The organism is Bacillus sp. RO2 (assembly GCF_012911845.1).
Lineage (GTDB): Bacteria > Bacillota > Bacilli > Bacillales > Bacillaceae_I > Sutcliffiella_A.
Map to the genome: position 1 here is coordinate 14,157 of NZ_JAAXCU010000043.1, position 26,561 is coordinate 40,717.

A 26,561-nucleotide genomic window follows, 5' to 3' on the forward strand; every position below is an offset into this window, starting at 1 on the left:
AAAGGGACCTTGCGGATAGCTTTTTACATTCCACTATTAAAAGAAAAACACATGCGCCATTAGCGCGATAACCGGTAACGTAATCAACGTACGTAAAAGGTAAATCACAAACATCTCCCAAAGTGACACAGGTACTTTAGATCCTAAGATCACGCCACCCACCTCAGATAGATAAATAAGCTGTGTGACAGATACTGCTGCAACAACAAAACGAGTTAATTCACTTTGTATATCGGAAGCTAAAAGTGCTGGCAGGAACATGTCCGCAAAACCAACAATCAGTGATTCTGACGCTTTAGCTGCATCAGGAATCTGTAGCAATTCTAACAACGGAATGAATGGCATGCCAAGGTAAACGAATAGATCTGTGTTTTCAGCAAGGATCAAGGCAATAGTACCGAATGCCATGACGATTGGTGCTACACCCATCCACATATCAAGGACATTTTTTCCACCGTCACGGAAGAATTTTCCCGCGCTTTTATTTTTAGAAGCGCGCTCTACCGCTTGGGTGTATCCCCATTTTAACGGTGAATAGCCTGAAGGTATTAATTCTTTTTCGTCTTGTTCCTCCCCGTTATAATACGTATCCGCTTTTCTGGATAAAGGAGGGATGCGTGGCATGATGATGGCTGCAACAAGTCCTGCCACCCCGATGGTTATATAAAATGGGATGAACATACTGCCAAGTCCAACCTGTGTAATAACAACAAGACTGAATGTAATGGAAACGATAGAGAAGGTAGTGGCAATAACAGCTGCTTCCCTTTTCGTATAATAACCGTCTTCATACTGTTTACTTGTTAATAGGACCCCGATTGTTCCATCACCAAGCCATGAAGCCAAGGCATCGATGGAAGAACGACCAGGAAGTTTAAATAAGGGGCGCATGATTTTCGTCAAGAGTGCGCCAAACAACTCTAATAGTCCAAAGTTTAATAATAATGGCAAGAATAATCCGGCAAAAAGGAAGACAGTAAATAGTACTGGTAAAAGGTCATATAAAATTACAGAACCTGTAACGTCACTCCATACAGCCTCCGGACCCAGTTCAAATAAGGTCATAATGGCCAATACCATCGCAAGAACCCTTACGACAGTCCAAAACACAGAAACGTTTAATAACGTATTAAAGAATCCTTGCTTTTTCGTAAAAGCGGGTTTTGCCAGTTTTGTCACTACCGTTGCAATGGCAGTGATGGTAATGACCCCTGTCATAATAGCAGGGATGCTGTCCCCTAAAAGGTCTCCTAGTAACCCAGCAAGAATGGCGATTGGAATCGTTAGTTCGTCATTGTACATGACAGGAAACATGAATAATAATATTCCGATAATAGAAGGAATAATGAATTTTAATTTATCTGCTGTTCTGAAAGATGAATGGTTTTTCAATATAATAATCTCCTTATGCTTAAATATGCAACGTTAGTTATTTTAATACATTTCTTGAACTTTTCAAAGGTAGTTATTGGAATTATGTTTTTTCTATCATTTTTTATTTCCCCAAATCAGGTGCATGAAAACATGTTCCATCCAATCAATTAGCGAAATCCAGAATCTCTAATTCTTTATTTTTCCTAAGATCAATAAAGTGATCATCGACCTTAATGATCGGTAGGTGAGGTTCATCTGAATGAATGAAAATGATTTCCGCAAGCTTCCCATTATTAAGAACCACTTCTTCCCGCAGATGATTAGAAAGAATATATCGGACGAACGGATAGACGATGGCGGGATTCAATCGATTGTAATTTGCCTCTTGAATAAGAATTTTCGTAGTGGTGAAAATATTTTGCTTTGGTCGATAGCTTCTTTCGGATGACAGGGCATCATACATATCTGCAACAGATAGAATTTGAACAAAATAAGGAATCTTAGAATGCTTGATTCCTGTTGGGTAACCGCTTCCATCTAAACGTTCATGATGGAGCAGGGCACCTTGCAGGATATGTGGATCAATTGTTCGGTTCTTTTTAAGCAAATCATATCCGTAGGTTGTATGTTTTTGTATTTCCAACCACTCTCTTTCTGTAAGGCGACCTGGCTTTTGTAAAATATTCTTGTCGATAAGCAGCTTGCCGACGTCATGGAACATCCCCATTTGACCAAGTAGGCTGATACTGCTTTTTTCCAGCCCTTGCAGCTTTCCGATTAGAGAAGAATAGATTCCGACGTTCAAACTATGGGTATAGGTGTAATTGTCATAGCTTTTTACTTGCTCTATGTAACGGGTGAAAACCGGATCGTCCACAAGCTTATCTATTAGTGGAGTCAACATACCTTGAATTTCATCTAGAGGAGGGAGTTGGTCCCCTTCAAGATTGGCAAATATGGATTGAAAAGTATGGATACTTGTTTCATACATATTTTTGACATGCTGAAAATACTCTCTGGATAGATGATGGGGCTCATCCAAAATAAAGGCCTGGTCGAAATAGTAGGCATGCTTTTGAAGGCTTTCCACATGGTTTGCATTCAGGACCGTCCCTTTTCTTAACAAAAGATTTCCCGACAAAGAGTAAATATCATTTTTTAGAATTTTACCAATATGATTGGAGGAAATTTTCATAGAGTTCAACCTCACCTGATTGCGTTAATACCTTTATTATAAGGGATTTGACGTATATAAAACAGGATAATTTATACTTTTCAAAATTTTTAGCAAAAAGCTTTTGCAGTATAATGTTTGTAATACGAAGAGAGATTAACTAGGATAGGGTATATACACAAAATCATTTACATATAAGAAGGTGAATTCACTTGGTAAAATGTATTGCCATAGATATGGACGGAACATTATTAAATAATAACCATGTAGTTAGTGAAGAGAATGCAGATGCCATTAAGCTTGCTAGAAATAATGGAGTGGAAGTGGTTATTGCCACCGGGAGAGCATATTCCGAAGCCAAAGACGTCTTGGCAGAGGCAGGTATACACACACCGATTATCTGCGTAAATGGAGCAGAGGCCCGCACGCCTGAAGGAGAAGTTGTATCAACAAACCCGATTGCGATTAGCCTTGCTAGAGAGCTGGCACGAATTTTGGACATGCATGATATCTACTTTGAGATCTATACTCAGAACGGTACATACTCTAAAGATTACGATAAGGCGATTGCCACCATTATGGATGTTTTCATGTCAGCGAGTAACGATAACGACTACGATAAAGTCCTAAAGGCTGCACAAGAAAGAATGGAAGACGGGAATGTTAAAATGGTCGACAGTTTTGAACCCATTTTACAAGATGAGTCAAAAGTAATTTACAAGCTTCTTGCATTCTCCATGAATAAAGAGAACCTTGAGGCAGCACGTTCTGAATTGTTGGAGCTTGGCACGGTTGCCGTTAGCTCTTCTGGTAAAGACAACTTGGAGATCACAAGTGTGGACGCTCAGAAGGGAATTGCTCTGACTACGTTCACCTCTGAACGAGGAATTTCGATGGAAGACACGATGGCTATTGGCGACAATTACAATGACGTTTCAATGTTTGAGCGTGTTGGTAGAGCCGTTGCGATGGGGAATGCCCCAGATGGTGTGAAAGAGAAAGCGCATATGGTGACAGATACGAATGTAAATAGCGGTGTGGCAAAAGCAATTGTTGAAGCAATGGCGAAAAGTGAGGCCAGATAACGGTGGAGACTGGACCGGGTAGCTTGTGGGCTACCCGGTCAGCCGTATTTCTGAGAAATATCAAGAAATTTAGGAGTATATCAAGAAATTTGAAATTATATCAAGAATTTTTGAGATATATCAAGAAAATTTGAGATATATCAATAATTTTTAAGTTATATCAAGAAATCGACAAGAAATGACACGAATAGACTCTCTGATTGCCTTCCTCCCCCACTCCAAAGCACACAAACTTAAATGCCATAATATTCCACAAATCTAACATTGAGACTCCTGCTTCGAATCCCTTATAATAGACTAGTTGTAACAAAACTTTGAAAATAATTGGTTTACATAGATTTTAGGGGGGGCCTGCTGACATGAAGTTTCGTGCTTCTGCTGTGCAATATCCATTGCACACAATCTCAAGCTTTGATGAGTTTGCAAATCAAGTTATTCATTATGTGAAAACCGCCGCTGAATTTGACGCGGATTTTGTCCTTTTTCCAGAGTTTTTAACGACTCAACTAATCTCTTTCCCGGTGGATGGAAGAGAGCAAACGATTCATGATCTGCCAAAATACACCGAACACTACCAACAATTGTTCAGCGGAATTGCCATCCAGACTGGCATGCATATCATCGGCGGTACACACATCATCGAAAAAGAAGGCAAACTTTACAATGCAGCCCACCTCTTTTACCCTGACGGCCGTATTGCGACACAAGCAAAATTGCATTTAACACCAACGGAAGTGTATGAATGGGGACTAACCCCTGGTGAAGACTTGCAAATCTTCCATACCGATTTTGGCACCATTTCGATGCTAACATGCTATGATATTGAATTTCCAGAAGCGGTTAGACTTGTGAAGGCGATGGGTGCGGATGTGGTATTTTGTCCTTCCTGCACAGATGACCGGCACGGTTTCCACCGGGTAAGATACTCTTGTCACGCGCGCACGATTGAAAATCAAATCTATGTCGTGACAACAGGGACAATTGGCTCTCTTCCTACTGTTGACTTTATGCGCGGAAACTTTGGACAGGCTGCCATCATTTCACCAAATGACGTTCCGTTCCCACCAAGAGGCATTGTGGCAGAAGGGGAGCTGAACACGGATATGATCGTTACAGGTGACCTAGACCTGACCCTCTTACACAAAGTAAGGGAAGCCGGCTCCGTCACCACCTGGAGAGACCGCCGCAACGACCTATACCCGGACTGGGAAAAGCTAGTCAAAGGCACCCTCACATATTAATTGACAAACATGCTAATCTGTCTTACCTTAATATCATAAATAAATAACTACACATATAGGATTGTGACTGGTAAAGCAGGCAAGACCTAATACGCATACTCCCTTAAAGAGTAGCGTATTGGGTCTTTTTCTATTTCCGCACAATTCCGACAATAGGAGGAAAAACCCATGTCATTTTTCAAAAAGCTATTTGGTGGAAAAGAAGAAGTAAAAACAGAAGAAATGTTAGTAGCTCCAATTACAGGTAAAGTTGTACCGTTAGAAGAAGTTCCAGACCCTGTATTTGCTCAAAAAATGATGGGCGACGGTATCGCAATCGAGCCAACAGAAGGAACAGTTGTATCCCCAGTAAACGGAGAAATCGTTCAATTCTTCCCCACAAAACACGCGATTGGTATCAAGTCAGAAACAGGAGTGGAAGTACTGATCCACGTAGGCCTTGAAACAGTTGGCATGAAAGGGGAAGGCTTTGAAGGACTTGTGGAAGTTGGTGACAAAGTAAAAGTTGGCACGCCACTGTTAAAGTTTGATATCGACCTTATCAACGAAAAAGCAAAAAGCATCGTAACACCTGTTATTCTGACAAATGGAGATATCATTGATACAGTGACAAAACATGCTGTCAAAACAGCAACAAAAGGTGAAACAGCATTGATAGATTGGAATATTAAAGCCTAATTTTCCTATTGCCGCCTGGTTTTCTTTTCCGCAAGCATGTAACTGCTTTGTATAGCCTCTTTGATTGGTTATAATAAAAGTAAAATAGGGCGGTTATATTGGGGAGAGACAAGATTGAGAATAAGTAAAGTGTTAAACAATAACTCGGTTGTCGTTAAAGAGGATGATCAAGAGAAAATTGTGATGGGCCTTGGTGTCGGCTTCCAAAAGCGAAAAAACGATTTGGTAGACCGTAGTAAAATTGAAAAGATTTTCGTGATGAAGGAGGAAAGTGACAAGTTTCAGGAGTTGCTTTCCACCCTCCCTGTTGAGCATATAGATGTGGCCGAGGAAATTATCAGCTATGCAGAAGGTAAGCTGATGGTTCCTTTAAGCAACCACATCCATATCTCTTTAACTGACCATCTATCTTTTGCGATTGAACGGTTGGAAAAGGGATACACCATCCAAAATAAGTTGCTCAATGAAATAAGGGTCCTTTATAAGCCGGAATTTGAAATCGGAAAATGGGCGCAAGGGTTGATTAATGAGCGTCTAGGTGTTAGCATTCCTGACGATGAAGTGGGGCATATTGCCCTTCATCTTCATACGGCGAAAATGGGATCCAAAAGCATGGCAAACACCATGCAGCTGGCTACCATCATCCGTGATGCCATTGAGATAATCGAGAAGGAATTTGGTGTGAAGATTGAGGAAACGTCTATCAATTATCAACGGTTATTGACACATCTTAGGTTTGCGATTAATCGTGTGGAAGAAGAAGAGCCATTTCACTCCATGGACCCAGAAATGCTGGAACTCCTTCAGATGAAATTTGGGAAAGCTTTCGGAACGGCGCAAAAGATTGCAGACTTCTTGAATGCAGAGTATGACATTCATTTTCCTTTATCAGAGGTTGGATACATCACCCTTCATATTCAGCGATTGACAGGAAAATAAGAAGTACTAAGCTGTTGACGAATTTTATCAAACTGGATTAAAATGAAAACGTATTCGCTAACAACATGTATATACAGGATTGTGACTGGTAATGCAGGCAAGACCTAAAACAGGCAAGGACGTAGGGACCACTCTACCCTCTTGCAGGTTTTAGGTCTTTTGTTTTTTGTTTTGAAGTTAGGTTGCGGAAGGGGCTGGAGCTTCAATAATGGATAAATGGTCGGTTAGGATGGATAAAACAATTTTACAATGGATAAGTTGGTCTGTAGCGTGGATAAATCCTTTTTACAATGGATAAATCTCATTTACAATGGATATTTCATAATACAACCTGATTTCAGACGAGTTTCCCCTTACTCCAGCAAAAAAAGTAACCAAATTCACAGGAATAATAAAAAACTATAGGAAAAAGAGGTGCTCATCATGAATTATAACAAGATAGCGAAAGACTTGATCCCGCTGCTTGGCGGTGCAGACAATGTCATCAGTGCCACACACTGCGCGACTCGTCTAAGACTAGTTTTAAAAGAAGATGAAAAAGCAACAGTAAACCGTGACCAAATTGAAGAGCTTGAGGGAGTAAAAGGGGCATTTGCAAGTTCCGGCCAGTTTCAAGTAATTTTTGGCACAGGGATAGTAAATAAGGTGTACGCAGAATTTGCGGAAGAAGTGGGCCTCAAAGAAAAGGACACTCAAGATCATGCAGAAGCGGCGAAAAAGAAAATGAACCCGTTAGCGCGTTTTGCGAGAACACTGTCTAACATTTTCGTACCAATCATCCCTGCCATCGTGGCAAGCGGTCTATTGATGGGACTGCTCGGAATGGTAACAACATTTGGCTGGGTCGCTGCTGACAGTTCCTTTGTGAAAATGCTAAACATGTTCTCAAGCGCCGCATTTATTATTCTCCCAATCTTGCTCGGTTATAGTGCCGCAAAAGAATTTGGAGGAAATCCGTTCCTTGGAGCAGTTATTGGGGGAATCATGACACACCCTGACCTGCTAAATCCTTGGGGACTTGCCGAAGCAAAGCCTGAATACATGGATTTCATGGGACTTGATGTCGCATTAATTGGTTACCAAGGGACCGTTGTACCGGTTCTGCTCGCCGTTCTTGTAATGAGCTTTATTGAAAAGAATCTTCGTAAAATTGTTCCAAGTGCAGTGGATTTACTCGTGACTCCATTTTTAACAGTTATCTTGACTGGATTTATCACGCTTCTTGCTATCGGACCGTTAGGAAATGCCGTCGGTTCTGGCATCACAGTTGTACTGAATTTTGTGTATGACTATGGCAGTGTCTTTGCTGGCCTTATTTTTGGAGGATTGTACTCCTTGATCGTTATTACAGGGGTTCACCACAGTTTCCACGCTATTGAAGCAGGACTACTTGCAGAGCTTGGATTCAACTACCTCTTGCCAATTTGGTCCATGGCCAATGTAGCACAAGGTGGAGCAGGACTGGCTGTTTACTTCTTAGCAAAGCGTGCAAAAACGAAAGAACTAGCTCTACCTGCAGCATTATCAGCCTTTCTAGGTATTACAGAACCGGTTATTTTCGGGGTTAATTTGAGGTATCGTAAGCCATTTATCGGAGCTGCCATAGGTGGTGCGTTAGGTGGAGCCTATGTGGTATTTACGAATGTTGTCGCAAACGCATACGGCCTGACAGGTATACCAATGATCGCCATCCTTGTGGAGTTTGGAACCGTCAATGTCGTGAATTATCTAATCGGTTTCGCCATTGCGGTAGTAGGTGCCTTTATTGCCACATGGTTCATGGGCATTAAGGAAGAAGACATAAAGTAAGAAGGATTATCCCCTGATGACTGTAGTGCAGGGAGTGAGACTCCGGCGGGAGGTAGCGGTAGCTTGAGACCCCACAGCGCAGCGAGGAGGCTCAAGCACACGCCCCGCGGAAAGCGAACTCCCGGAACGAAAGGAATCAGGGAGTATACTCAATTCTTAATGATAAAGGAGGGGCCACCCCATGAAAAAAGGAATCATCTCATTAGGAGAAGCACTCATAGATTTCATCCCGCTTGACCCAGACAATAGCACCTATCAGAAAAGCCCAGGTGGAGCCCCGGCAAACGTGGCAGTTGGCGTCGCACGACTAGAAGCCAAATCCACTTTTATCGGGAAAGTCGGAAACGACGTGCTGGGAAGATTTCTGCAAAAAACACTAGCAGACTACGGAGTCAACACAAGCTCGATGTTGTTGACCGATGACATCCGCACAGGTGTCGTATTCGTCACATTGGAAAATGGAGAACGCAGCTTTGACTTCTACATCAACCCAAGTGCGGATCGCTTTTTAACAGAAGAAGAGATAGAGGAAAAGCTTTTTGATGAAAATAAAATCCTTCATTTCGGCTCCATTTCCTTAATTAGCGAACCAACAAGAAGTGCCACCATCAAAGCGGTGAAGCTTGCTAAAGAAAAAGGTCTTATCGTTTCCTATGACCCGAATTTACGCCTTGGCCTTTGGGACAGTGAGAAAGCGGCAAAAGAACAGATTATTTCCATGCTTCCATATGCCGATATTTTAAAGATTTCCGAAGAAGAGCTGGAGTTCATTACTGATGAAAAGGATATCGAAAAAGGAGCGGAAAAGCTTGCTGCCTTTGAAATTCAGCTTCTCCTTGTGACGCTTGGATCTGAAGGTAGTTACATTTTTACTCGTGAAGGACATCAGCATGTGCCTGCACGCAAGGTGACTACAGTGGATTCGACAGGTGCTGGGGATGCATTTGTCTCTGGGATTCTATATATGGCAAACGAGTGGGGGGAGGATATCTCCGCTATTACTCTTGAAAAAGCTGTGGAAATGGCAGCCTTCGCTAGTGTTTCCGGATCCCTTGCTGCTTCTGAAAAAGGTGCAATGACAGCCTTACCTTCATTAGAGAAGGTTCAATCAATCTTAGCAAAATAAAGGAGTTTTTCTTTTATGACAGAAAGAGAGCAAGAGCTTATTAGACTTGCAGAGGAAGAAGTGGAGAAAAATAAAGATATCGTCGAGCTCGATCCTTACCGATTACGCTACCACCTCATGCCACCTGTCGGCTTATTGAATGATCCGAATGGCTTTATCCAGTGGAACGGTACTTACCATCTATTTTATCAATGGATGCCATTTAAAACAGGCCATGGAGCTAAGTTTTGGGGACATTATTCCTCTGAAAATCTCGTGAATTGGAAGCATGAGCCGATAGCGTTGGCTCCAAGCGAATGGTTTGAGAAGAACGGATGCTACTCGGGAAGTGCGGTCGAACATGAGGGGAAGATGATTCTCTTTTATACAGGAAATGTGAAGGATACTGATGGAAACCGGGAAACCTACCAGTGCATGGCGGTCTCAGAAGATGGCGTAACCTTTGATAAAAGAGGTCCAGTGGTAGAGTTGCCGGAAGGATATACTGCACATTTCCGAGACCCAAAGGTGTGGAAAAAAGGGTCTGACTGGTACATGGTTGTTGGTGCGCAAAGTGAGGAACTGACAGGGAAAGTGGCTCTGTTAAAATCTGATGATTTAGTAAAATGGGAGCACCTTGGTGCCATTTCAGGTTCCGGTATGAACGGTTTGGGGGATTTCGGTTATATGTGGGAGTGCCCGGATCTTTTTGAACTGGATGGTGTGGATGTACTGGTTGCGTCGCCGCAGGGATTGAAGGCGGACGGTATGAAGTATCAAAACGTTTACCAAGCGGGCTATTTTATTGGAAAGCTAGACTATGGGAGAGCTTCATTTGAACATGGTGACTTTGTTGAGCTGGACCGAGGCTTTGAATTCTATGCCCCCCAAACCACTTTGGATGAGAAAGGACGTCGTCTGATGGTCGGCTGGATGGGGGTGCCTGAGCAAGATGAGGATAAGCATCCTACCATTGCGCACAAATGGATTCATGCTTTAACCTTACCGCGTGAATTGCATTGGGTCGAAGGGAAGTTGTTGCAGGTTCCAGTGGAAGAGTTAGCTAATTTAAGAAAAACAGCGTTGGTTGCTGTTAACGATATGCAACTTTCTAACGAAAAAGAGGAAGTATTTTTTGAGGAAAGAAGTGCCGCGTTTGAAATGATCCTTTCTTTTAAAAAGGATGTTTCATCATTTGAGCTACACATAAGTGATACCGCCCGAATGACATATGACGCTTCTGTGAGTGTCTTTTCCCTTTTCCGTAAAAACTTTGTAACGGGGCAATGGGAAACACGAAGCTGCAGGCTGCAGACATTAACGGAATTGCGTGCGTATGTGGATACGTCTTCTATAGAGGTGTTTTTGAACGGAGGAGAAGAGGTGTTTACTGCACGGATTTTCCCTGATGTACCAGACGCAGCGGGGGTAACGCTGTCAGGCGCAGGGACTGTTTCAGAGATGAAGGTATGGGAAATCAAATCCGAATGAAAAATAAATATTAAGGAATGCTAAAGAGAAGCCTAAAATCAAAGTCTGGCTTCTCTTTTTTGTTGTGCAACTATGTATAAAGTCCTGTGATCCTAAATATTCAAAAGGAGGCGCCATCATATGGAATTGGTCATTTACCTTATCTTTACCTGGTTTATCGCGACTTATTTCTTTTTCCAAAAGAAGCCTCTTCTCTTTATAGAAAACCTCATGTTATTTTTGTTTTTTCTTTTTATCAATAAATGCATACTGACGATGATCAGTATGAATTTAAGTCTCATTATGTACAGCAAGGTGCCGCATTTGTTCATTTGCTTTTGGCTGCAGCGAAATATTATTTTTCCGTTGATTTTACTAATATTCGTCAATGGGGTGTTCACGAGGTCGAAGGGGATAAAAGTGATAGGAGGGGTATTCACAGTCATCTTCACTTTGTTGACCGAGGCCATGGCCATCCATTTCTCCATCATTCATTACCATATGTGGTCATTTTTCATCTCATTTGTGATGGAGTCATGTTATCTCGTGCTCGCTTTGGGAGTATCGGCACTTTATCACCGGTTACTAGCGAGAGAAGGGATGGTGAGCTCTTGAAATGAAACCAACCCCAACAATCAACTATGATTTTTATTTTAACTCTAATGAGTGGTTCATCATTGTCTCTTTACTTGCCGGCTATGCACTCATTTTCTTTTTGCCAAAAAGATTTCCCTTACCGTTAAGCCTACTGTTTCTCATTATTGGGATTAATAGTGGCAGTGTGTTTGATCATACTATTAGCATCCCGCCCTTTGATTTTTATGATGTAAATGACAGTTCGTATTTTGAGCTGTTTGATTTTCTCTCTTATATCCAATATGGACCTTTTGGCTACCTGTTCTTTTACTTGCACAGCTACCTCAAAATAAAGGGATATTTTAATATGCTCTATATTGTCATGTGGTCGATTATTGCATTGATTATGGAGGCTATTGCTACATATTTTGGCGTATTTCACTACAAAGAGGGGTATGTGTTTATCTTTTCTTATACCTTCTACTTTTACATTCAAACCATTACATTAGCACTTTATTTATACATTATGAAAAGTGCAAAGATCCCACAAAAATACCCTCCACACCAGTGACGTGCGAGGCCACAGAAAAAGTCATTGAATTTAGACTTTGTTTAGACACCGCTGTTGATTTCCGCAAATAGCTGCGCTTTCCTAGGGGCTGACGTGAGCCTCCTCGGCTTCGGCTTTTGCTACAATCACCAGCTAGGAATCATTAAAAACTTTACGTTATCAGTTTTTCAGTGGCCTCGTGACGTGTAGAGGATATTTTTATGCCCGGCATATACCCGGTCTTTTATAGAAGCAGGAAAGCTAAGGATATAATGGCGCCGCTGACAAACAGAACAATCACACAAAAGCCCATGATGTCCTTCGCTTTCAAGCCTGCGATAGCGAGTGCGGGCAATGCCCAGAAAGGCTGAATCATGTTCGTCCAAGCATCTCCCCATGCTACGGCAAGTGCTGTTCTTGTAACGGAAACCCCCATTGTCTGAGCAGCCTCTAACATGACTGGTGCCTGAACGGACCATTGTCCCCCTCCTGAAGGAACAAAGAAATTCACAATTCCGGCGCTAAGGAACGTAAAGAAATGGAAGGTGTGCTCATTAGAAATGTTGACGAACGCTTCCGACATGACAGCCGCAAGACCTGATAAGGTCATCATTCCCATAATCCCAGCATAGAACGGAAACTGGATGATGATGCCGCTAGCTCCTTTTACTGCATTCGTCACGGATTCAAGAAAGTTCTTCGGACGCCGGTGGAACAGAATTCCAAGGAACAAGAATAGAAAGTTTACAATATCAAGATTGAGTTTAAACCCATTGTCCACAAAATAAAAGAAAAGGAATATAAGCCCCATGACTGATACGGATAAAGATAGAATCCAACTGTTTTCCAAACGTTCAGCAGGTGTCATTTCCGATGTCTCGACTGTGGCGGCCTGCATGCTTGATGGATCATCTAACAGGGAAGGGTCGACAGTGACTGTTTCATCTTTCGTTGGCATCATGAATCGATTTAATAATGGCAGTGTCACAAAAAGTGTAGCCAGTATGATTAGGTTGAATGGTGAGAAAATGGTCTGATCTGTAGAGATCACCCCAATCAAATCTTCTGAAAAATGCCCTTCTGTTGCGATGGTGAGCGGAATGGAGCCAGAGAATCCGCCATGCCAAACAAGGAATCCGCTGTAAGCGCTTGCAATTAAAAGTCTGTAATCTACATTTTCAACGCGCTTTGCTAGCTCCTTTGCAAATAAAGCTCCAATAACAAGACCGAAGCCCCAGTTGATCCAGCTAGCTATTATGGAAACAACGGTAACGATAATAATCGCACTTCCTGGAGATTTGGCGGTAGATGCCAAGGCACCAAGAAACCTTTTAAAAATGGCGCTGCTTGCCAGTACATACCCCGTAACCAGAACCAGTACCATCTGCATGGAAAATGTGAGAAGAGCCCAAAAACCGCCGCCCCAATGCTGTACCATATCAGCAGGACTGCTGTCAGTAAAAAGGAGTCCAAGCCCGAACACCACAAGTGTTAAAATAATAACGAACAAGAATGGATCCGGTAAATAACGCTGCATTAAACGATTAAAAAAAGAAATAATACCTTTCACGCATATCCCCCCAATAAGTTTTTTGTCGAAAATTAATCCCATCCTTCATTTACATTTCTCTACTAATAGATATATTCCTTCTTTTTTAGAGGCAGTCCATTTTTACAAATCTTCTTGACATATAGGTTGTGTATCTATTATGTTTAAATAAAAAGTGAGTAATCACTCATTTTTAGAAAGGGGCAAAATAATGACAACTCAAGTTTGCAGAGTATCTCATCTATCTATTTCTTTTGGCAGTCAAGAAGTATTAAAAGACATTGACTTAACCATTAATAAAGGGGAAATCTTCGGTTTTCTTGGTCCCTCAGGCGCAGGGAAAACAACGCTTGTGAAAGCAATCGCTGGGCTACAGCCCATTAACAAAGGGGAGGTTGAGGTGCTTGCGCGTAAAATGCCTACTTTGTCACTTTCAGAGAAAATCGGGTATATGGCGCAATCGGATGCGCTGTATCAGGATTTAACAGCACAGGAGAACCTTCAATTTTTTTCATCCCTGTATAAATTAAATAGAAGCGATAGAAAAAAGCGAATTGGCGAAGTGATGGAGCTGGTGAATCTCAGTGAGCATCTCCATAAACCTGTGCAACAATTCTCAGGGGGGATGAAACGCAGACTCTCTCTAGCGATCTCCCTTCTTCACAACCCAGAAATTCTCATATTAGATGAACCTACAGTAGGTATTGATCCTTTGCTTAGGAAATCTATCTGGCAAGAATTAAAGGCACTTAGCCAAGCAGGAACCACCGTACTTGTTACCACACACGTAATGGATGAAGCGCAAAGATGTGATCGCCTCGCGATGATAAGAGAGGGCAATCTGCTAGCGGTAGGAAGTACAGAAGAACTGCAAAGAGTGACGGGTACAACTAACATGGAAGATGCATTTTTATCTTTAGGAGGTGCCACCGTATGAGAATAACGGCTGTGATCATTCGGATTTTACGCCAGTTTTTCCGAGATAAAAGAACACTAGGCTTAATGATTATTGCACCAATGCTCATTTTGGCTTTAATGAATGTGGTATTTGCAGACCAGGAACCAACCATGGACGTAGGATTGGTGGGAGAGGTTCAATCTCTACAAGCTAATATGGAAGATGAAATTATGGAATTTATTTTAATAGATAGTGAGGAGGACGGTTGGGAAAGAATAGAAGAGTCGGAAATCGATGCTTTTCTTACAAAGGAAAAAATAGTGTTAGAGGGAAGCGATCCATCTACCAACAAAGCTATTCTACTCAAGCTCCAAAAAATGAACCAACCTGACGAAAATAAAGAACTCCCATTTGAGATAGAGTATGCATATGGATCGGAGTCAATGGAGATGTTTGATAATATCGGTCCATTTCTTATCGTATTCTTCGTCTTCTTTTTCGTCTTTTTGATAGCGGGTGTATCTTTTCTACGGGAACGGACGAGTGGAACTTTGGAGCGGCTGATGGCTACACCTATTAAGAGATGGGAGCTTGTGATAGGGTATGTGGTGGGTTTTGGAATATTTACGCTTATTCAGTCAAGCATCATTGTCTTGTTTACCATCTACATTCTTGATATCCAAATGGCAGGAAATATCCTATCCATTCTTTTTGTTACCTTTACTGTTGCCATCACTGCGTTGACACTTGGAACCTTGTTGTCAGCATTTGCCCGAAACGAGTTACAGATGATTCAGTTCATTCCATTAGTAGTCGTTCCGCAAGTATTTTTTTCCGGACTGTTCTCTATAGAAGCGATGCCTTCATGGCTTCAAAAAGTGAGCTTAGTCATGCCTTTAACCTATGCAGGAGAAGCGATGAAGGATATTATGATTAGAGGGAAAGGGATAGAAGAGATTTACAGTAATATTCTACTGTTATTCGGATTCTCTCTTTTATTTATCTTATTAAACATAAAAGCTTTGAAAAAATATCGTCCGACGTAAGGATAACTACGGAAAGGAGCAGGCATGGACAATCAAGAAGAAAAGAAATTGAGTGAAAAACATCGTAAAATACTGGAGGCAGCCATTGAAACCTTCGCAGAAAAGGGGTATGCGGCGACTTCTACCAACGAGATAGCCAAAAAGGCAGGAGTGGCAGAAGGGACCATATTCAGACATTACAAAACGAAAAAAGAATTACTCCTTTCCATCGTTTCCCCAACGGTTGCCAAGTTTATCGCCCCTCATTTTGTTAAATCTTTCTCCAAGGAAGTATTAGAGGGAGAGTATAACAGTTATGAGGAATTTCTTAGAAATCTGGCATACAATCGTTATGAATTTATTAAGCAGAATTTCCCGATTCTAAAAATTTTCATTCAAGAAGTGGCGTTTCATGAAGAGTTTCAAAAACCATATTTTAACCTGTTCAGAGAAGTCATCCTTCCAAATTTTACAAAAGTCGTGGTACATTTCCAAGAGAAAGGGGAGTTGAAAAAGCTCCCGCCTGATACCATCATCCGCTTTACCATATCGACTATTGCTGGAACGATCTTTACTCAACGATTCCTTGATCCGTCACAGGATTTTAATCAAGAACTAGAAACCGCCATTTCCTTTTTAATGGATGGATTGAATCCTGGTCCGAGAGGTTAAAGTGGAAAAGGCATACCTTCCATGTGTAAAATGAAAAAAAAGACCACAGGAGGGACCATCGTGAATCAGACTATTGAAACCATACTTTCGCATCGTTCCGTTCGAAAATTTGAAGATAAAAGCTTAACAGACGAACAGATAAACAAGATTGTAAAAAGTGCTCAGGCAGCATCCACATCAAGCTTTGTTCAAGCCTATTCCATTATTGGAGTAAAAGATAAGACTACAAAGAACAGGTTAGCAGAGCTGGCTGGAAACCAATCCTATGTAGAGGATAATGGCCTTTTCTTGGTCTTCTGTGCAGATTTCCATCGCCATGCATTAATTGGTGACATGGAAGGGACAGATGTCACCTCTTCCATTGAGAGCACGGAAAAGTTTATGGTGGCAGTCATTGATGCATCACTTGCCGCACAGAATGCTTCTATTGCGGCAGAGTCCATGGGACTTGGCATCTGTTATATCGGTGGTCTTCGTACGAATATTGAAGAAGTGGCAGAGCTCTTGAAGATGCCGGAAAACACCATTCCTTTATTCGGACTCGCAGTAGGCTACCCCGCTCAGGATACCGGAGTAAAACCGCGTTTACCTTTGGAGAATGTTTATCACGAAGAGGTATATCAGCAGAATGACAAGGTCTTCAAAGAGCAATTGGAAGAGTACAACCAGACGATTTCCGCCTATTATAACGAGCGAACACAAGGAAAACGTTCAGACACATGGACCGGTCAAATGGCAGGTATGCTGAAAGAACCGAAACGTATGCAAATGAAGGGGTTTGTGGAGAAACAGGGATTTGCGAAAAAATAATAGTTACACAAAAAGAAGGCAGCCTCGTCACCGTTGACGGGCTGCCTTTTTAAAGAGAAGGAACAGTTGATTTCCGTTCCAGGCGCATCGCTTGCCTGCGGGCGGTCCGTGAGCCTCCTCACAACTCTTCAGGGGTCTCACCCGTCCCTTCCTCACGGGGGCGTCTGCGCACCTTCCACTACAATCAACAAGGTTTCTTCATTTATTTTATCTCTACTATTTTCCTAACTATAGGAACCAACGAATACCCGATATAAAATCCCAATACATTCAAAATCAGGTCATCTACATCCAGGCTGCCTCTATTGGTTAGCAATTGGGTAATTTCGATGCAAGAAATTAGTGCAAAAGGAAGGAAAGCTCTGGTCAAAAATCGTCTAGTCCAAACTGCCATTAATACGCCAAAGGGCACAAACAACCCTACATTTGCAGTCAGATTATAGAAAGAAACAAACCAATCTGCATTTCCCGAAAGGTACAGGGAAATGGTTTTAAAAGGAACAAGATTACTGTTATCATAGGCAGGCTCGCTGGGTCTCATAAATAGAAGAACCAGCAGTGAAAGGGTATAAAGAATTAAGGCGGCAATTAGAAAAGGTCTTCTTATCCATACTTGCTGTTTCGTTAGAATTAAATAGATGGCTAGGTTTACAACAAATATGCAAAAAAAGAGCACTACCAACACAACAGGATGCAAGTAAGTAGTGAGAGTAGTTGTGATGGGAATGAAGATGGTGAAAATGGCGATGCTCATTAGGATGGGAATCATTATTTTTTTCAAGAAAGTGTTACCTCGCTTATAAGAAAAAATCGGGCTACAACGCCCGATTAGTCTTTGGTTGTTGTTTCTTCTCCCTCGGCAGTTCCTTCTAACAATTTCTTCAATTGAGATAGATGGTCACCGTCTTCTTTTTTCAAGATCTTTCGGATGATAGGCTTGGTGAGCTTCATGACGATGCCGGAAGTATGAATGTCCCCTTGAAAGTGAACCTTCGTGCCACCATCTACTGTAGGTTTGAAGTCGTAGTAATAGATAACCTTGAGTCCATTTGCTTCGCTCTGAACCACGTATCTTTCATTGGGTATGAATTCAATAAATTCAATAACAGAGGAAGCTTGACGTCCGCGAATTTCACGAGTTTCTTTAAACTTTGTCCCAACCTGAAGTGGTCCGTCTGTCAATTTTTCAATAGCTACTACGTTTTCCATAATTTTCGTAGAGTTGTCCATGTTGGCCGCATAAGAAAATACCTCTTCTAAAGGCTTGGAAATAATGACGGAATCTTGGATATCTGGCAAGGTAATTGCTCCTCTCTTAAACCGTTTTATTGCTTTAATAATAGCACAGAAAAAGGAAAGTTTAGCGAGAAATTGAAGCAAGAAGTTTAAAAAGTTCTTCAGACGGAAATATACACAGTAACAAGCTGAACAATTAAAAATTAAAGGAGGAAATCATTATGTTAGGATTATTAATCACCCTTATTATAGCAATCGTAATCGGTATGATCGGAAGCGCCATCGCGCCAGGTGGCATGCCAGGAGGAATCTTGGGAGCTATGCTTGCAGGACTTGTCGGAGCATGGATCGGCCATAGTTTATTTGGCACTTGGGGACCTGTCATCGCTGACTTTGCCATCGTCCCAGCCATCATCGGTGCAGCGATTTTTGTATTCTTGTTAACATTGATTTCAAAAGGGTTAAGAAGCGCAACATAATAGTAGGATAATAAAAGGTGATACTAGAAAACCTAGTTGATCGTAGTGGAAGGAGCGCAGACTCCTCGAAAATGCTACCGCATTTTCTTCGTGCGATGAATCGCTTCCGTAGACTTCTTTGTCCTGCGGAAGGAAGGGACATGGAAGACCCCGCAGGGCGAATGCCCAAGGAGGCTTCCGGACCGCCCGCGGAAAGCGAAGCGCCTGGAACGGAGATCAACGGCTTTACGGAAACATAAAAAAGAGGCAACCATCCGGCTGCCTCTTTTATTATTTCGCTTCTAAACGACGGATACGCTCATTTAAATCAGGGTGAGTAGAGAATAAAGAGCTCTTTCTCTTCCCGTTGATTTTAAGAGATGCAATCGCAGTATCTCTCTCTTCTGTCACACGGTTTGTGTAAGCCTGAAGAGAACGCAATGCATGCACCATTTTATCTTTACCTGCAAGGTCTGCGCCTCCACGGTCTGCGTGGAACTCACGGTAACGGGAGAAGGCAAATACGACGATGCTTCCAAGGATCGAGAATACGATTTGGAACACAATAATGGCAATGAAATGCACGATTGGTGCCATTTCTTCTTTTACAAAACGAGACGCGATAAAAGCTGCGATACGAGCCAAGAATACAACGAATGTATTCACAACACCTTGCAATAAAGTCATCGTAACCATATCACCATTTGCGATATGGGCAACCTCATGGGCGATAACACCTTCAACAGCTGCATCGTCCATTTCATCTAATAGACCAGAAGAAACAGCTACTAAAGAACGGTTCTTGGAAGGACCTGTAGCAAATGCGTTTACCTCTGGAGAATAGTAAATTCCAACTTCCGGCATTTTCGTAATACCAGCTGCACGGGACATGCGGTGAACCATATCAACAATTTGACGCTCTTGTGCGTTCATCGGACCATCTGGATCGATGACCTTCACGTTCATCATTTTCTTTGCCATCCAACGGGACATCAATAGGGAAATGAAGGAACCTGTGAAACCAACGATAGCACTGAATATTAGAAGTGCGCCAAAGTCTATTCCGCCTGATTCATTAATGTAATTTCCAGCACCAGTCACCATAAAGATGATGGAAATCGTCGTTAAGACAAGTACGTTCGTAAGGATAAAAAAGAATATACGTTTTGCCATGTTTCTCCTCCTGAATGTTTTGAGGTCTTATGAACCTCTATCTCTCTTGTCTCTATTATAGAACGAATTGCCTAACTTTTCAACGAAAGTGTCTGACATTATTTGACGAAACCGGCTGGCCATTTTACTATAAATGCAGGAATGACGGATGAAGAGGGTGTATTTGGTATGGAAAAAGAATGGACCAGAATGTATTTGGCGGAGTTTCTAAGAAAGCTGGAACAAGGAACCCTTTCTGTTGAAAAAGGGCAGGACATGCCGAAAAGTTTTCAAAACCTTTCTTTTAAAAAGGGAAAAGAGGAAGTTGGTTTAACGATGTCTGATATCGTTTGGCTCGGCAATCAATTGGAAAGCGCACATTACACAGAACCGGCACTTAAGAACTGGGTAAAACGCGAGATAAAAGAATACATTGGAGGCCCTCAAGTTGGGAGAAAATACTCCATTCAGCAAGCCGCACTGCTTTTTATCGTTAAAGACCTTAAAGTGCTCCTTGATTTTGAAGCTATCAGGAAGGTCCTGGGATCCGTATTCAATAACCCTGTTAAGCGGGAAGACGATATTATCAGTCCTTTAAAGTTTTATCAAGGGTATGCTTGTTTGTACGAGCAATTGATGCAAAAGACAGATCTGCTTACGGAGAGCAACATCAAACGGGAAATCGAACAATTTGTGGAAAATGATGAAGGGTTTCCTGTAGAAGATAAAGAGAAGATTTTTGATGCCATGATGGTGGCAACGCTCGCTGTTCGAACTAATTTTTTGAAAGCGTGGGCACAACGGTATGTGATGAGGGAAAGCGGAAAAGAATAAGTTTATTGCATGTAAACGCTTCACTTGTTGAAGTTAGGTTATAATAGGTTTAAAGCTTGATTTGACTAGGCTTAGTATGGTATTTTCAATGCGGACTATCGCGAAATAAATTACCTTGAAGAAGGGAAGTTTTTATATTATGGCAAAGCAGCAAATCGGCGTAATCGGTTTAGCGGTAATGGGAAAAAACCTGGCAATGAACATTGAAAGCAGAGGTTATTCCGTTTCCGTATTCAACCGTTCCCCGGAAAAGACAGAAGAATTCCTTCAAGAAACAGAAGGAAGAAACTTCAAAGGTACATACAGCATTGAAGAATTTGTTCAATCTCTAGAGTCCCCTCGCAAAATTTTATTAATGGTAAAAGCAGGCGGACCGACAGATGCAACAATTGATTCCTTAAAACCTTATCTTGATAAAGGTGACATCTTGATCGATGGTGGAAACACACTTTACACAGATACAATCCGACGCAACAAGGAACTTGGCGAGCTTGGCTTGAACTTCATCGGTACAGGCGTATCCGGTGGGGAAGAGGGAGCATTGAAAGGTCCTTCCATCATGCCTGGCGGACAGAAGGAAGCATACGAACTTGTTGAAGATATTTTGAAAAGTATCTCTGCAAAAGTAGAAGGCGACGCTTGTTGCACATACATCGGTCCAGACGGTGCCGGACATTATGTGAAAATGGTGCATAACGGTATTGAATATGGTGATATGCAATTAATCAGTGAAGCATACTATTTACTGAAAAATGTTCTTGGCCTATCAGCACAAGAGCTTCACGAAGTATTTGCAGAGTGGAATAAAGGCGAACTGGACAGCTACCTAATTGAAATCACAGCAGACATCTTTACAAAAGTGGACGACGAAACAGGCAAACCGCTTGTGGATGTTATCCTTGATACTGCGGGTCAAAAAGGTACTGGAAAATGGACAAGTAAGAGCGCGCTAGATCTTGGCGTTCCACTTCCAATCATCACAGAATCCGTATTCGCACGCTTCATCTCTGCGATGAAAGAAGAGCGCGTGAAAGCAAGCGGCATCCTTCGCGGACCAGAAGCAGTCGCTTTTACTGGTGACAAGGAAGCATTCATCGAAAGTGTGCGCAAAGCACTTTACATGAGCAAAATTTGCTCTTACGCACAAGGATTTGCACAATTGCGTGCAGCATCTGAAGAGTACGGCTGGGACCTGAAATACGGCGAGATCGCAATGATCTTCCGCGGCGGCTGCATCATTCGTGCGCAATTCTTACAAAAAATTAAAGAAGCATACGACCGTGAAGCTGGCCTTGCAAACCTATTGCTTGACCCATACTTCAAGGAAATCGTGGAAAGCTACCAGGGCGGACTTCGTGAAATCCTTGGCGTTGCGATTCAGCACGGTGTACCTGTACCATCCTTCTCAAGCGCGTTGGCATACTATGACAGCTACCGTTCTGAGACGTTGCCTGCAAACTTGATCCAAGCGCAGCGTGACTACTTTGGCGCTCACACGTACCAACGTGTGGACAAGGAAGGGATTTTCCATACGGAGTGGATGAAGTAAGTTTGATTGAAATTGGACCAATCTATGGTTCCCGCTAGATGCGGGGGCTGTGGGTTGGTTTTTTTGTGGGTTCGAATTGGGGCGGTCGGACAGGTTGGAACTGGAAATTATTTGGTTAAAATGGATATATCATATTTACAATTGATAAATGTCCACTTACAATGGATATCTGCAATTAACAATGGATATATGACCAGTTACAATGGATATATCGATTTTACAATGGATAAACGGAATTTCCCTAAATATTTTCGTACACAAGCCTCCAAAACACTTAATCCCCACAAAAAAACCACCCTACCCCCAAATTCCCAGGGGCAGAGTGGCCAATCTACTCAAATTCTTACTTCATATCCATCAAAACAATACGTGCTGGGGATGCATCTACACCGCTCAGCTTTAATGGCGCTGCACACATGATGTACTCGCCTTCTGCGATATCCTTCAAACGCAGGCCTTCAATGATGATTACGCCATTTGCGAATAGCGTTTTGTGTGTCGGGTGGCCTTCTTGGCTGCGCTCAATGCCAAGTGCATCGACTCCAACGCCACTTACGCCGATCTCAGCTAAATAAGCCGCCGCGTCTTCCGCTACAAACACAAAGTCAAAGTTAAACTCTTCATCAAAGGAGTTTTTCGTTTTGAATAACAGAAAATCGTCCTTTTGGATGTCGAGACCTTCGATATCCTTTACCGTAATGCGGTCCTCCACTCCAGTTAAGTCAAACACTTTACAAGGGCCGACAAGCTTGTCCAATGGCAAGGTTTCGATCGTTTCGCCGTCCACTACCATATGAAGCGGGGCATCCACGTGTGTTCCTGTGTGAACATCCAGCTCCAGGCGTGTTTCAGTGACATAACCGTTTGTGTTGGTCGTTTGTTTTGGTTGCTTTTCCGGTTTATTTTTATATACTGGCATTCCCGTGTAAATAGGGGATGATACGTCATAAACTTTCATGTGATAAAAACTCCCTTCTATTTTTCAAGCACTAGCACTAACGTTCAAAAGCGTTCAAGTGCTTACAATGGCCACCAGTGGAAGCCGTCTTTTTCCAATAATCCGTCGGCCTGTTTTGGACCCATGGAACCTGATTCGTAGTTCGGGAAGTCGAATGCTTTCGTGTTTTCCCACGCTTTGGAGATCTCATCGATAAAGCTCCAAGACAGGGCCACTTCATCCCAGTGAGTGAAGTTTGTCATATCACCGCGCATCGCGTCATAGATTAGGCGCTCATAGGCTTCTGGTGTGTTGATGCCATCGATGCAGTTGTTGGTGTAATCAAGTCTGATAGGTGTTGTTGTTACATCCTTACCCGATTTTTTCGCATTCAAATGCAAGGTGATTCCTTCTTCCGGTTGGATGTTGATAACTAGAAGGTTAGGATCCACTTTTTCCCCGCGATTATAGTATAAGTTCATCGGGATATCCTTGAATTGAACGATAATCTTGGTGGACTTTTCCGTCATTCTTTTTCCGGTACGGATATAAATTGGGACACCTGCCCAGCGGAAATTGTCAATCAACAGTTTCCCCGCCACATACGTTTCCGTATTGGAGTTAGGGTCCACAGAATTTTCCTCACGGTACCCTTGGACTTGGTTGCCGTCGACAATCCCTGCTCCGTACTGACCGCGCACAAAGTAGTCCTCCACATCATCTTGTTCAATCTTTCTCATCGCACGCAAGACTTTTACTTTTTCACTGCGAATTTCTTCTGGATTCAGCTTGATTGGAGGCTCCATCGCAAGAAGGGCAACCATTTGAAGCATATGATTTTGCACCATGTCTCTAAGGGCACCAGAATTTTCGTAGTAACGACCGCGATCCTCCACTCCAAGTATTTCACTAGAAGTGATTTGGATATTTGAGATGTAACGGTTATTCCAAAGCGGTTCGAAAAGCGCGTTAGCAAAACGGATTACTTCAATATTTTGAACCATTTCTTTTCCAAGATAATGGTCGATTCGATAGATTTCCGATTCATCGAATGCTTGGCGAATTTCAGCGTTCAATTCTTTCGCAGATGGAAGATTGTGTCCGAACGGTTTTTCAATGACTAGGCGTTTCCAGCCATCTGTTTCTGTCAGGCCTTCTGACTTTAAGTTTGTTGCAATTGTGCCGAAGAACTCAGGTGCCATGGCAAGATAGAAAATTCTATTTCCATTCGTTTCGTAATCGGAATCCAGCTCACCGCACAATCCTTTTAGCTGTTGGTAAGATTCGCTGCTTGTCACATCAAAAGGATGATAATAGAAGTGAGAACTGAACTCTTCTACATTTACGTCGCCATTTGCCACACTGCTGACGGAATTAGACACATTGGAACGGAACTCCTCATTTGTGAGTGGACGTCTTGCAACGCCGACAACAGCAAAGTTTTTAGAGATGCTACCATTTTTATAAAGACGGTAGATGGAAGGATATAGCTTGCGTTTCGCTAGATCTCCTGTTGCACCAAAAATGACAATTAAAGATGTCGGATTTTCTTTTTTACTCACCATAAGAACCTCGCTTTATGTACTATTCTTTAAAATATGTGTTATAACATTACCGTTGATTAGGCTGATTAATTATGTAAAAATGTAACAATTTCAAAAAAAAGTATGAAACATTGAAAAAATAACCTACCCAAGTATTTTATTTTATCTGTTACTGGGGAGGAATTCAATCTTTATTAAGCCTTATTTACTTATCAATCACTATATCACATCTGAGGTTGAATCTCAGAATGATAGGCCTCGTCTTAGTATGAAAAAATAAGGGCAAAACCATTCATATAGAAAACTTCAAGGCCTCATAATTTCTTCTATATGATAAAGTAAGAAAGACAGGAAAGAACGGAGGACAAACAGGTGGAGAATGTTAGAGGAACTTGGAAAACTTTGTGGGAGAAGGAGTCTTCCAAAAAGTATTATAAAGAGCTGATGGACTTTCTGGAAAACGAGTATACCAACCAAACCGTCTACCCTGAAAAAAAGTCCATCTTCTCAAGCTTTGAGGCAACGAATTATGAAGAGGTTAAAGTCGTCATTCTAGGTCAAGACCCGTACCACGGAAAGGGCCAGGCACACGGTATGAGTTTTTCTGTGCAGAAGGGCATTCGAATTCCGCCTTCCCTAAAAAATATCTATCAGGAACTATATGATGATCAAGGTTTAGAGCCTGTGAATCATGGCTTTTTGATGGAGTGGGCAAAGCAAGGTGTGTTATTATTAAATACGGTTTTGACGGTGAGAGAGAGCAGTCCGAACTCCCATAAAGGAAAGGGCTGGGAACTTTTTACCGATGAAGTCATCAGATTTTTGAATGAACGAGATAAACCAGTCATTTTCATTCTCTGGGGTAAACATGCGGAGCAAAAGGAAGCATTGATTACAAATAGTCATCATTACATCCTAAAAAGTCCGCACCCAAGCCCTTTTTCCGCACGGAAAGGTTTTTTTGGCAGCAGGCCGTTCTCAAAGGTAAATGCCATCCTAGAAGAAATTGGGGAAGATGCAATCGATTGGCGTTTAACGCCTTAAAAAGATTAATTGAGGAAGTGCACGAATGCAAACTTGGAAAAAAACGATACAACATATAGTCCAACACCGTAGTTTTATGAATGCCGTCATGTTTGTTATTCTCTTGAACGCCATTTTAATCGGAGTAGAGACGTATCCGGATTTAAGAGCAGAATACGCAGGACTGATTCATGGCTTTGAAGTGTTCTTTTTATGGTTTTTTACCATTGAAATTATTTTAAGAATGCTGGCAGAGAAGAAAATTCATCATTTCTTTCAAAGCAGATGGAATGTCTTTGACTTTGTCATTGTCGCAGGGGTTCTCTTTTTTAGCGGAACCTATTTCATATCTGCCATCCGGATTTTACGTGTCCTAAGGGTTCTGCGGGCCATTACCGTCGTACCATCCTTACAGCGCCTTGTGACAGCTTTTCTAAAAACAATCCCGTCACTTGGAACAATCATGATGCTATTATCACTTGTCTTTTACATCTACGCGGTATTGGGAGTCTTGCTTTACGGAGATATTTCACCTGAATATTTCGGATCGCTGCATTTAGCACTTGTAACTCTGTTCCAGGTCATTACATTGGAATCATGGGCGAGCGGCGTATTCCGCCCCATATTTGCTGAGAGCCCACTTTCTTGGGTGTATTTCGTTTCCTTCATCCTGGTTGGAACGTTTATCGTCTTGAATCTCATTGTTGGTGAAATTTTGAACAACATTCAAGAAGCAAAGGAAGAGGAATTAAAAGAAGAGAAAATAGAGGTCAGTAAAAAAGAACTGGCGAAAATTACGAACGAGATTGCTGAGCTGAAACAACTTTTACAACACAAAGAAAAGATGTAATGGCATGGACACGAAGGGGTTAT

At 42.0% G+C, this 26,561-nt stretch carries 26 protein-coding genes; 18 read left to right on the plus strand and 8 right to left on the minus strand.

Annotation, left to right across the window (positions count from 1 at the left end):
* Nucleotides 1-36: 36 nt before the first annotated feature.
* Nucleotides 37-1,392, minus strand: a complete 1,356-nt coding sequence (locus tag HF078_RS11790; RefSeq protein WP_205831599.1) for a YjiH family protein — start codon at nt 1,390-1,392, stop codon at nt 37-39.
* Between the two features lie 145 nt (nt 1,393-1,537).
* On the minus strand, nt 1,538-2,569 hold the full coding sequence (locus tag HF078_RS11795; protein WP_169291347.1) for an HD-GYP domain-containing protein: 1,032 nt from the start codon (nt 2,567-2,569) through the stop codon (nt 1,538-1,540).
* 191 nt (nt 2,570-2,760) lie between these two features.
* Between HF078_RS11795 and HF078_RS11800 the strand changes: the two genes are divergently transcribed.
* The 9 genes from HF078_RS11800 (at nt 2,761) to HF078_RS11840 (ending at nt 12,022) form a co-directional block, all read left to right on the plus strand.
* Nucleotides 2,761-3,633 carry a Cof-type HAD-IIB family hydrolase gene (locus tag HF078_RS11800; protein WP_169291348.1) on the plus strand — a complete coding sequence of 291 codons (873 nt, stop codon included), beginning with the start codon at nt 2,761-2,763 and terminating at the stop codon, nt 3,631-3,633.
* 359 nt (nt 3,634-3,992) lie between these two features.
* Nucleotides 3,993-4,874, plus strand: coding sequence for a carbon-nitrogen hydrolase family protein (locus HF078_RS11805; protein WP_088019855.1), 882 nt, complete (start codon nt 3,993-3,995; stop codon nt 4,872-4,874).
* Between the two features lie 168 nt (nt 4,875-5,042).
* A complete protein-coding gene (locus tag HF078_RS11810; RefSeq protein WP_169291349.1) occupies nt 5,043-5,552 on the plus strand; it encodes a PTS sugar transporter subunit IIA in 510 nt (169 codons plus the stop codon).
* A gap of 114 nt (nt 5,553-5,666) precedes the next feature.
* Nucleotides 5,667-6,491, plus strand: coding sequence for a PRD domain-containing protein (locus tag HF078_RS11815; RefSeq protein ID WP_169291350.1), 825 nt, complete (start codon nt 5,667-5,669; stop codon nt 6,489-6,491).
* A gap of 423 nt (nt 6,492-6,914) precedes the next feature.
* A complete protein-coding gene (locus HF078_RS11820; RefSeq protein ID WP_169291351.1) occupies nt 6,915-8,300 on the plus strand; it encodes a sucrose-specific PTS transporter subunit IIBC in 1,386 nt (461 codons plus the stop codon).
* A gap of 181 nt (nt 8,301-8,481) precedes the next feature.
* Nucleotides 8,482-9,426, plus strand: a complete 945-nt coding sequence (locus HF078_RS11825; protein ID WP_169291352.1) for an aminoimidazole riboside kinase — start codon at nt 8,482-8,484, stop codon at nt 9,424-9,426.
* Between the two features lie 15 nt (nt 9,427-9,441).
* Nucleotides 9,442-10,896 carry a sucrose-6-phosphate hydrolase gene (locus HF078_RS11830; RefSeq protein WP_169291353.1) on the plus strand — a complete coding sequence of 485 codons (1,455 nt, stop codon included), beginning with the start codon at nt 9,442-9,444 and terminating at the stop codon, nt 10,894-10,896.
* Nucleotides 10,897-11,016: 120 nt separating this feature from the next.
* Nucleotides 11,017-11,490 carry a hypothetical protein gene (locus HF078_RS11835; protein ID WP_169291354.1) on the plus strand — a complete coding sequence of 158 codons (474 nt, stop codon included), beginning with the start codon at nt 11,017-11,019 and terminating at the stop codon, nt 11,488-11,490.
* 1 nt (nt 11,491) lies between these two features.
* Complete coding sequence (locus tag HF078_RS11840) at nt 11,492-12,022, plus strand: hypothetical protein (RefSeq protein WP_169291355.1); 531 nt, start codon at nt 11,492-11,494, stop codon at nt 12,020-12,022.
* Nucleotides 12,023-12,245: 223 nt separating this feature from the next.
* Here the strand turns inward: HF078_RS11840 and HF078_RS11845 are convergent, their stop codons facing one another.
* Entirely contained in the window at nt 12,246-13,571 is a 1,326-nt protein-coding gene (locus tag HF078_RS11845; protein ID WP_169291356.1) for a TIGR00366 family protein, read from the minus strand.
* A 190-nt stretch (nt 13,572-13,761) separates the two neighbouring features.
* Between HF078_RS11845 and ccmA the strand changes: the two genes are divergently transcribed.
* From ccmA to nfsA, 4 genes are read left to right on the plus strand one after another with little or no spacing between them, the layout of a single operon-like run.
* A complete protein-coding gene (gene ccmA, locus HF078_RS11850; protein WP_169291357.1) occupies nt 13,762-14,487 on the plus strand; it encodes a heme ABC exporter ATP-binding protein CcmA in 726 nt (241 codons plus the stop codon).
* Complete coding sequence (locus tag HF078_RS11855; protein WP_169291358.1) at nt 14,484-15,494, plus strand: ABC transporter permease; 1,011 nt, start codon at nt 14,484-14,486, stop codon at nt 15,492-15,494. The genes ccmA and HF078_RS11855 overlap by 4 nt, the downstream gene beginning before the upstream one ends.
* 24 nt (nt 15,495-15,518) lie before the next feature.
* Nucleotides 15,519-16,145 (plus strand): TetR/AcrR family transcriptional regulator, encoded by a 627-nt coding sequence (locus HF078_RS11860; RefSeq protein WP_169291359.1) that lies wholly within the window; start codon nt 15,519-15,521, stop codon nt 16,143-16,145.
* A 60-nt stretch (nt 16,146-16,205) separates the two neighbouring features.
* Nucleotides 16,206-16,955, plus strand: coding sequence for an oxygen-insensitive NADPH nitroreductase (nfsA, locus tag HF078_RS11865; protein WP_169291360.1), 750 nt, complete (start codon nt 16,206-16,208; stop codon nt 16,953-16,955).
* A 202-nt stretch (nt 16,956-17,157) separates the two neighbouring features.
* On the opposite strand, the gene HF078_RS11870 is transcribed toward nfsA, so the two are convergent.
* Both HF078_RS11870 and HF078_RS11875 read right to left on the minus strand, forming a co-directional pair.
* Nucleotides 17,158-17,736 carry a VanZ family protein gene (locus tag HF078_RS11870; protein ID WP_169291361.1) on the minus strand — a complete coding sequence of 193 codons (579 nt, stop codon included), beginning with the start codon at nt 17,734-17,736 and terminating at the stop codon, nt 17,158-17,160.
* Between the two features lie 47 nt (nt 17,737-17,783).
* Entirely contained in the window at nt 17,784-18,254 is a 471-nt protein-coding gene (locus HF078_RS11875; protein ID WP_169291362.1) for an SRPBCC family protein, read from the minus strand.
* A 158-nt stretch (nt 18,255-18,412) separates the two neighbouring features.
* Between HF078_RS11875 and HF078_RS11880 the strand changes: the two genes are divergently transcribed.
* Nucleotides 18,413-18,670: a GlsB/YeaQ/YmgE family stress response membrane protein gene (locus tag HF078_RS11880; RefSeq protein WP_169291363.1), complete on the plus strand. Its 258-nt coding sequence runs from the start codon at nt 18,413-18,415 to the stop codon at nt 18,668-18,670.
* Between the two features lie 270 nt (nt 18,671-18,940).
* Here HF078_RS11880 and htpX read toward each other — a convergent pair whose 3' ends face one another.
* Complete coding sequence (gene htpX, locus HF078_RS11885; RefSeq protein ID WP_169291364.1) at nt 18,941-19,822, minus strand: protease HtpX; 882 nt, start codon at nt 19,820-19,822, stop codon at nt 18,941-18,943.
* A gap of 102 nt (nt 19,823-19,924) precedes the next feature.
* Between htpX and HF078_RS11890 the strand changes: the two genes are divergently transcribed.
* Nucleotides 19,925-20,635 carry a DUF1836 domain-containing protein gene (locus HF078_RS11890; protein WP_169291365.1) on the plus strand — a complete coding sequence of 237 codons (711 nt, stop codon included), beginning with the start codon at nt 19,925-19,927 and terminating at the stop codon, nt 20,633-20,635.
* A gap of 139 nt (nt 20,636-20,774) precedes the next feature.
* Entirely contained in the window at nt 20,775-22,184 is a 1,410-nt protein-coding gene (gene gndA / locus HF078_RS11895; RefSeq protein ID WP_148987156.1) for an NADP-dependent phosphogluconate dehydrogenase, read from the plus strand.
* Between the two features lie 343 nt (nt 22,185-22,527).
* Here the strand turns inward: gndA and HF078_RS11900 are convergent, their stop codons facing one another.
* Nucleotides 22,528-23,142 (minus strand): cyclase family protein, encoded by a 615-nt coding sequence (locus HF078_RS11900; RefSeq protein ID WP_010197542.1) that lies wholly within the window; start codon nt 23,140-23,142, stop codon nt 22,528-22,530.
* Nucleotides 23,143-23,204: 62 nt separating this feature from the next.
* Nucleotides 23,205-24,686, minus strand: a complete 1,482-nt coding sequence (zwf, locus tag HF078_RS11905; protein ID WP_169291366.1) for a glucose-6-phosphate dehydrogenase — start codon at nt 24,684-24,686, stop codon at nt 23,205-23,207.
* A gap of 351 nt (nt 24,687-25,037) precedes the next feature.
* On the opposite strand from zwf, the gene HF078_RS11910 reads away from it, so the two are divergent.
* Together HF078_RS11910 and HF078_RS11915 are read left to right on the plus strand one after the other, a co-directional pair.
* A complete protein-coding gene (locus HF078_RS11910; RefSeq protein WP_169291367.1) occupies nt 25,038-25,709 on the plus strand; it encodes a uracil-DNA glycosylase in 672 nt (223 codons plus the stop codon).
* A 25-nt stretch (nt 25,710-25,734) separates the two neighbouring features.
* Entirely contained in the window at nt 25,735-26,538 is an 804-nt protein-coding gene (locus HF078_RS11915; protein WP_169291368.1) for an ion transporter, read from the plus strand.
* Nucleotides 26,539-26,561: the final 23 nt, after the last annotated feature.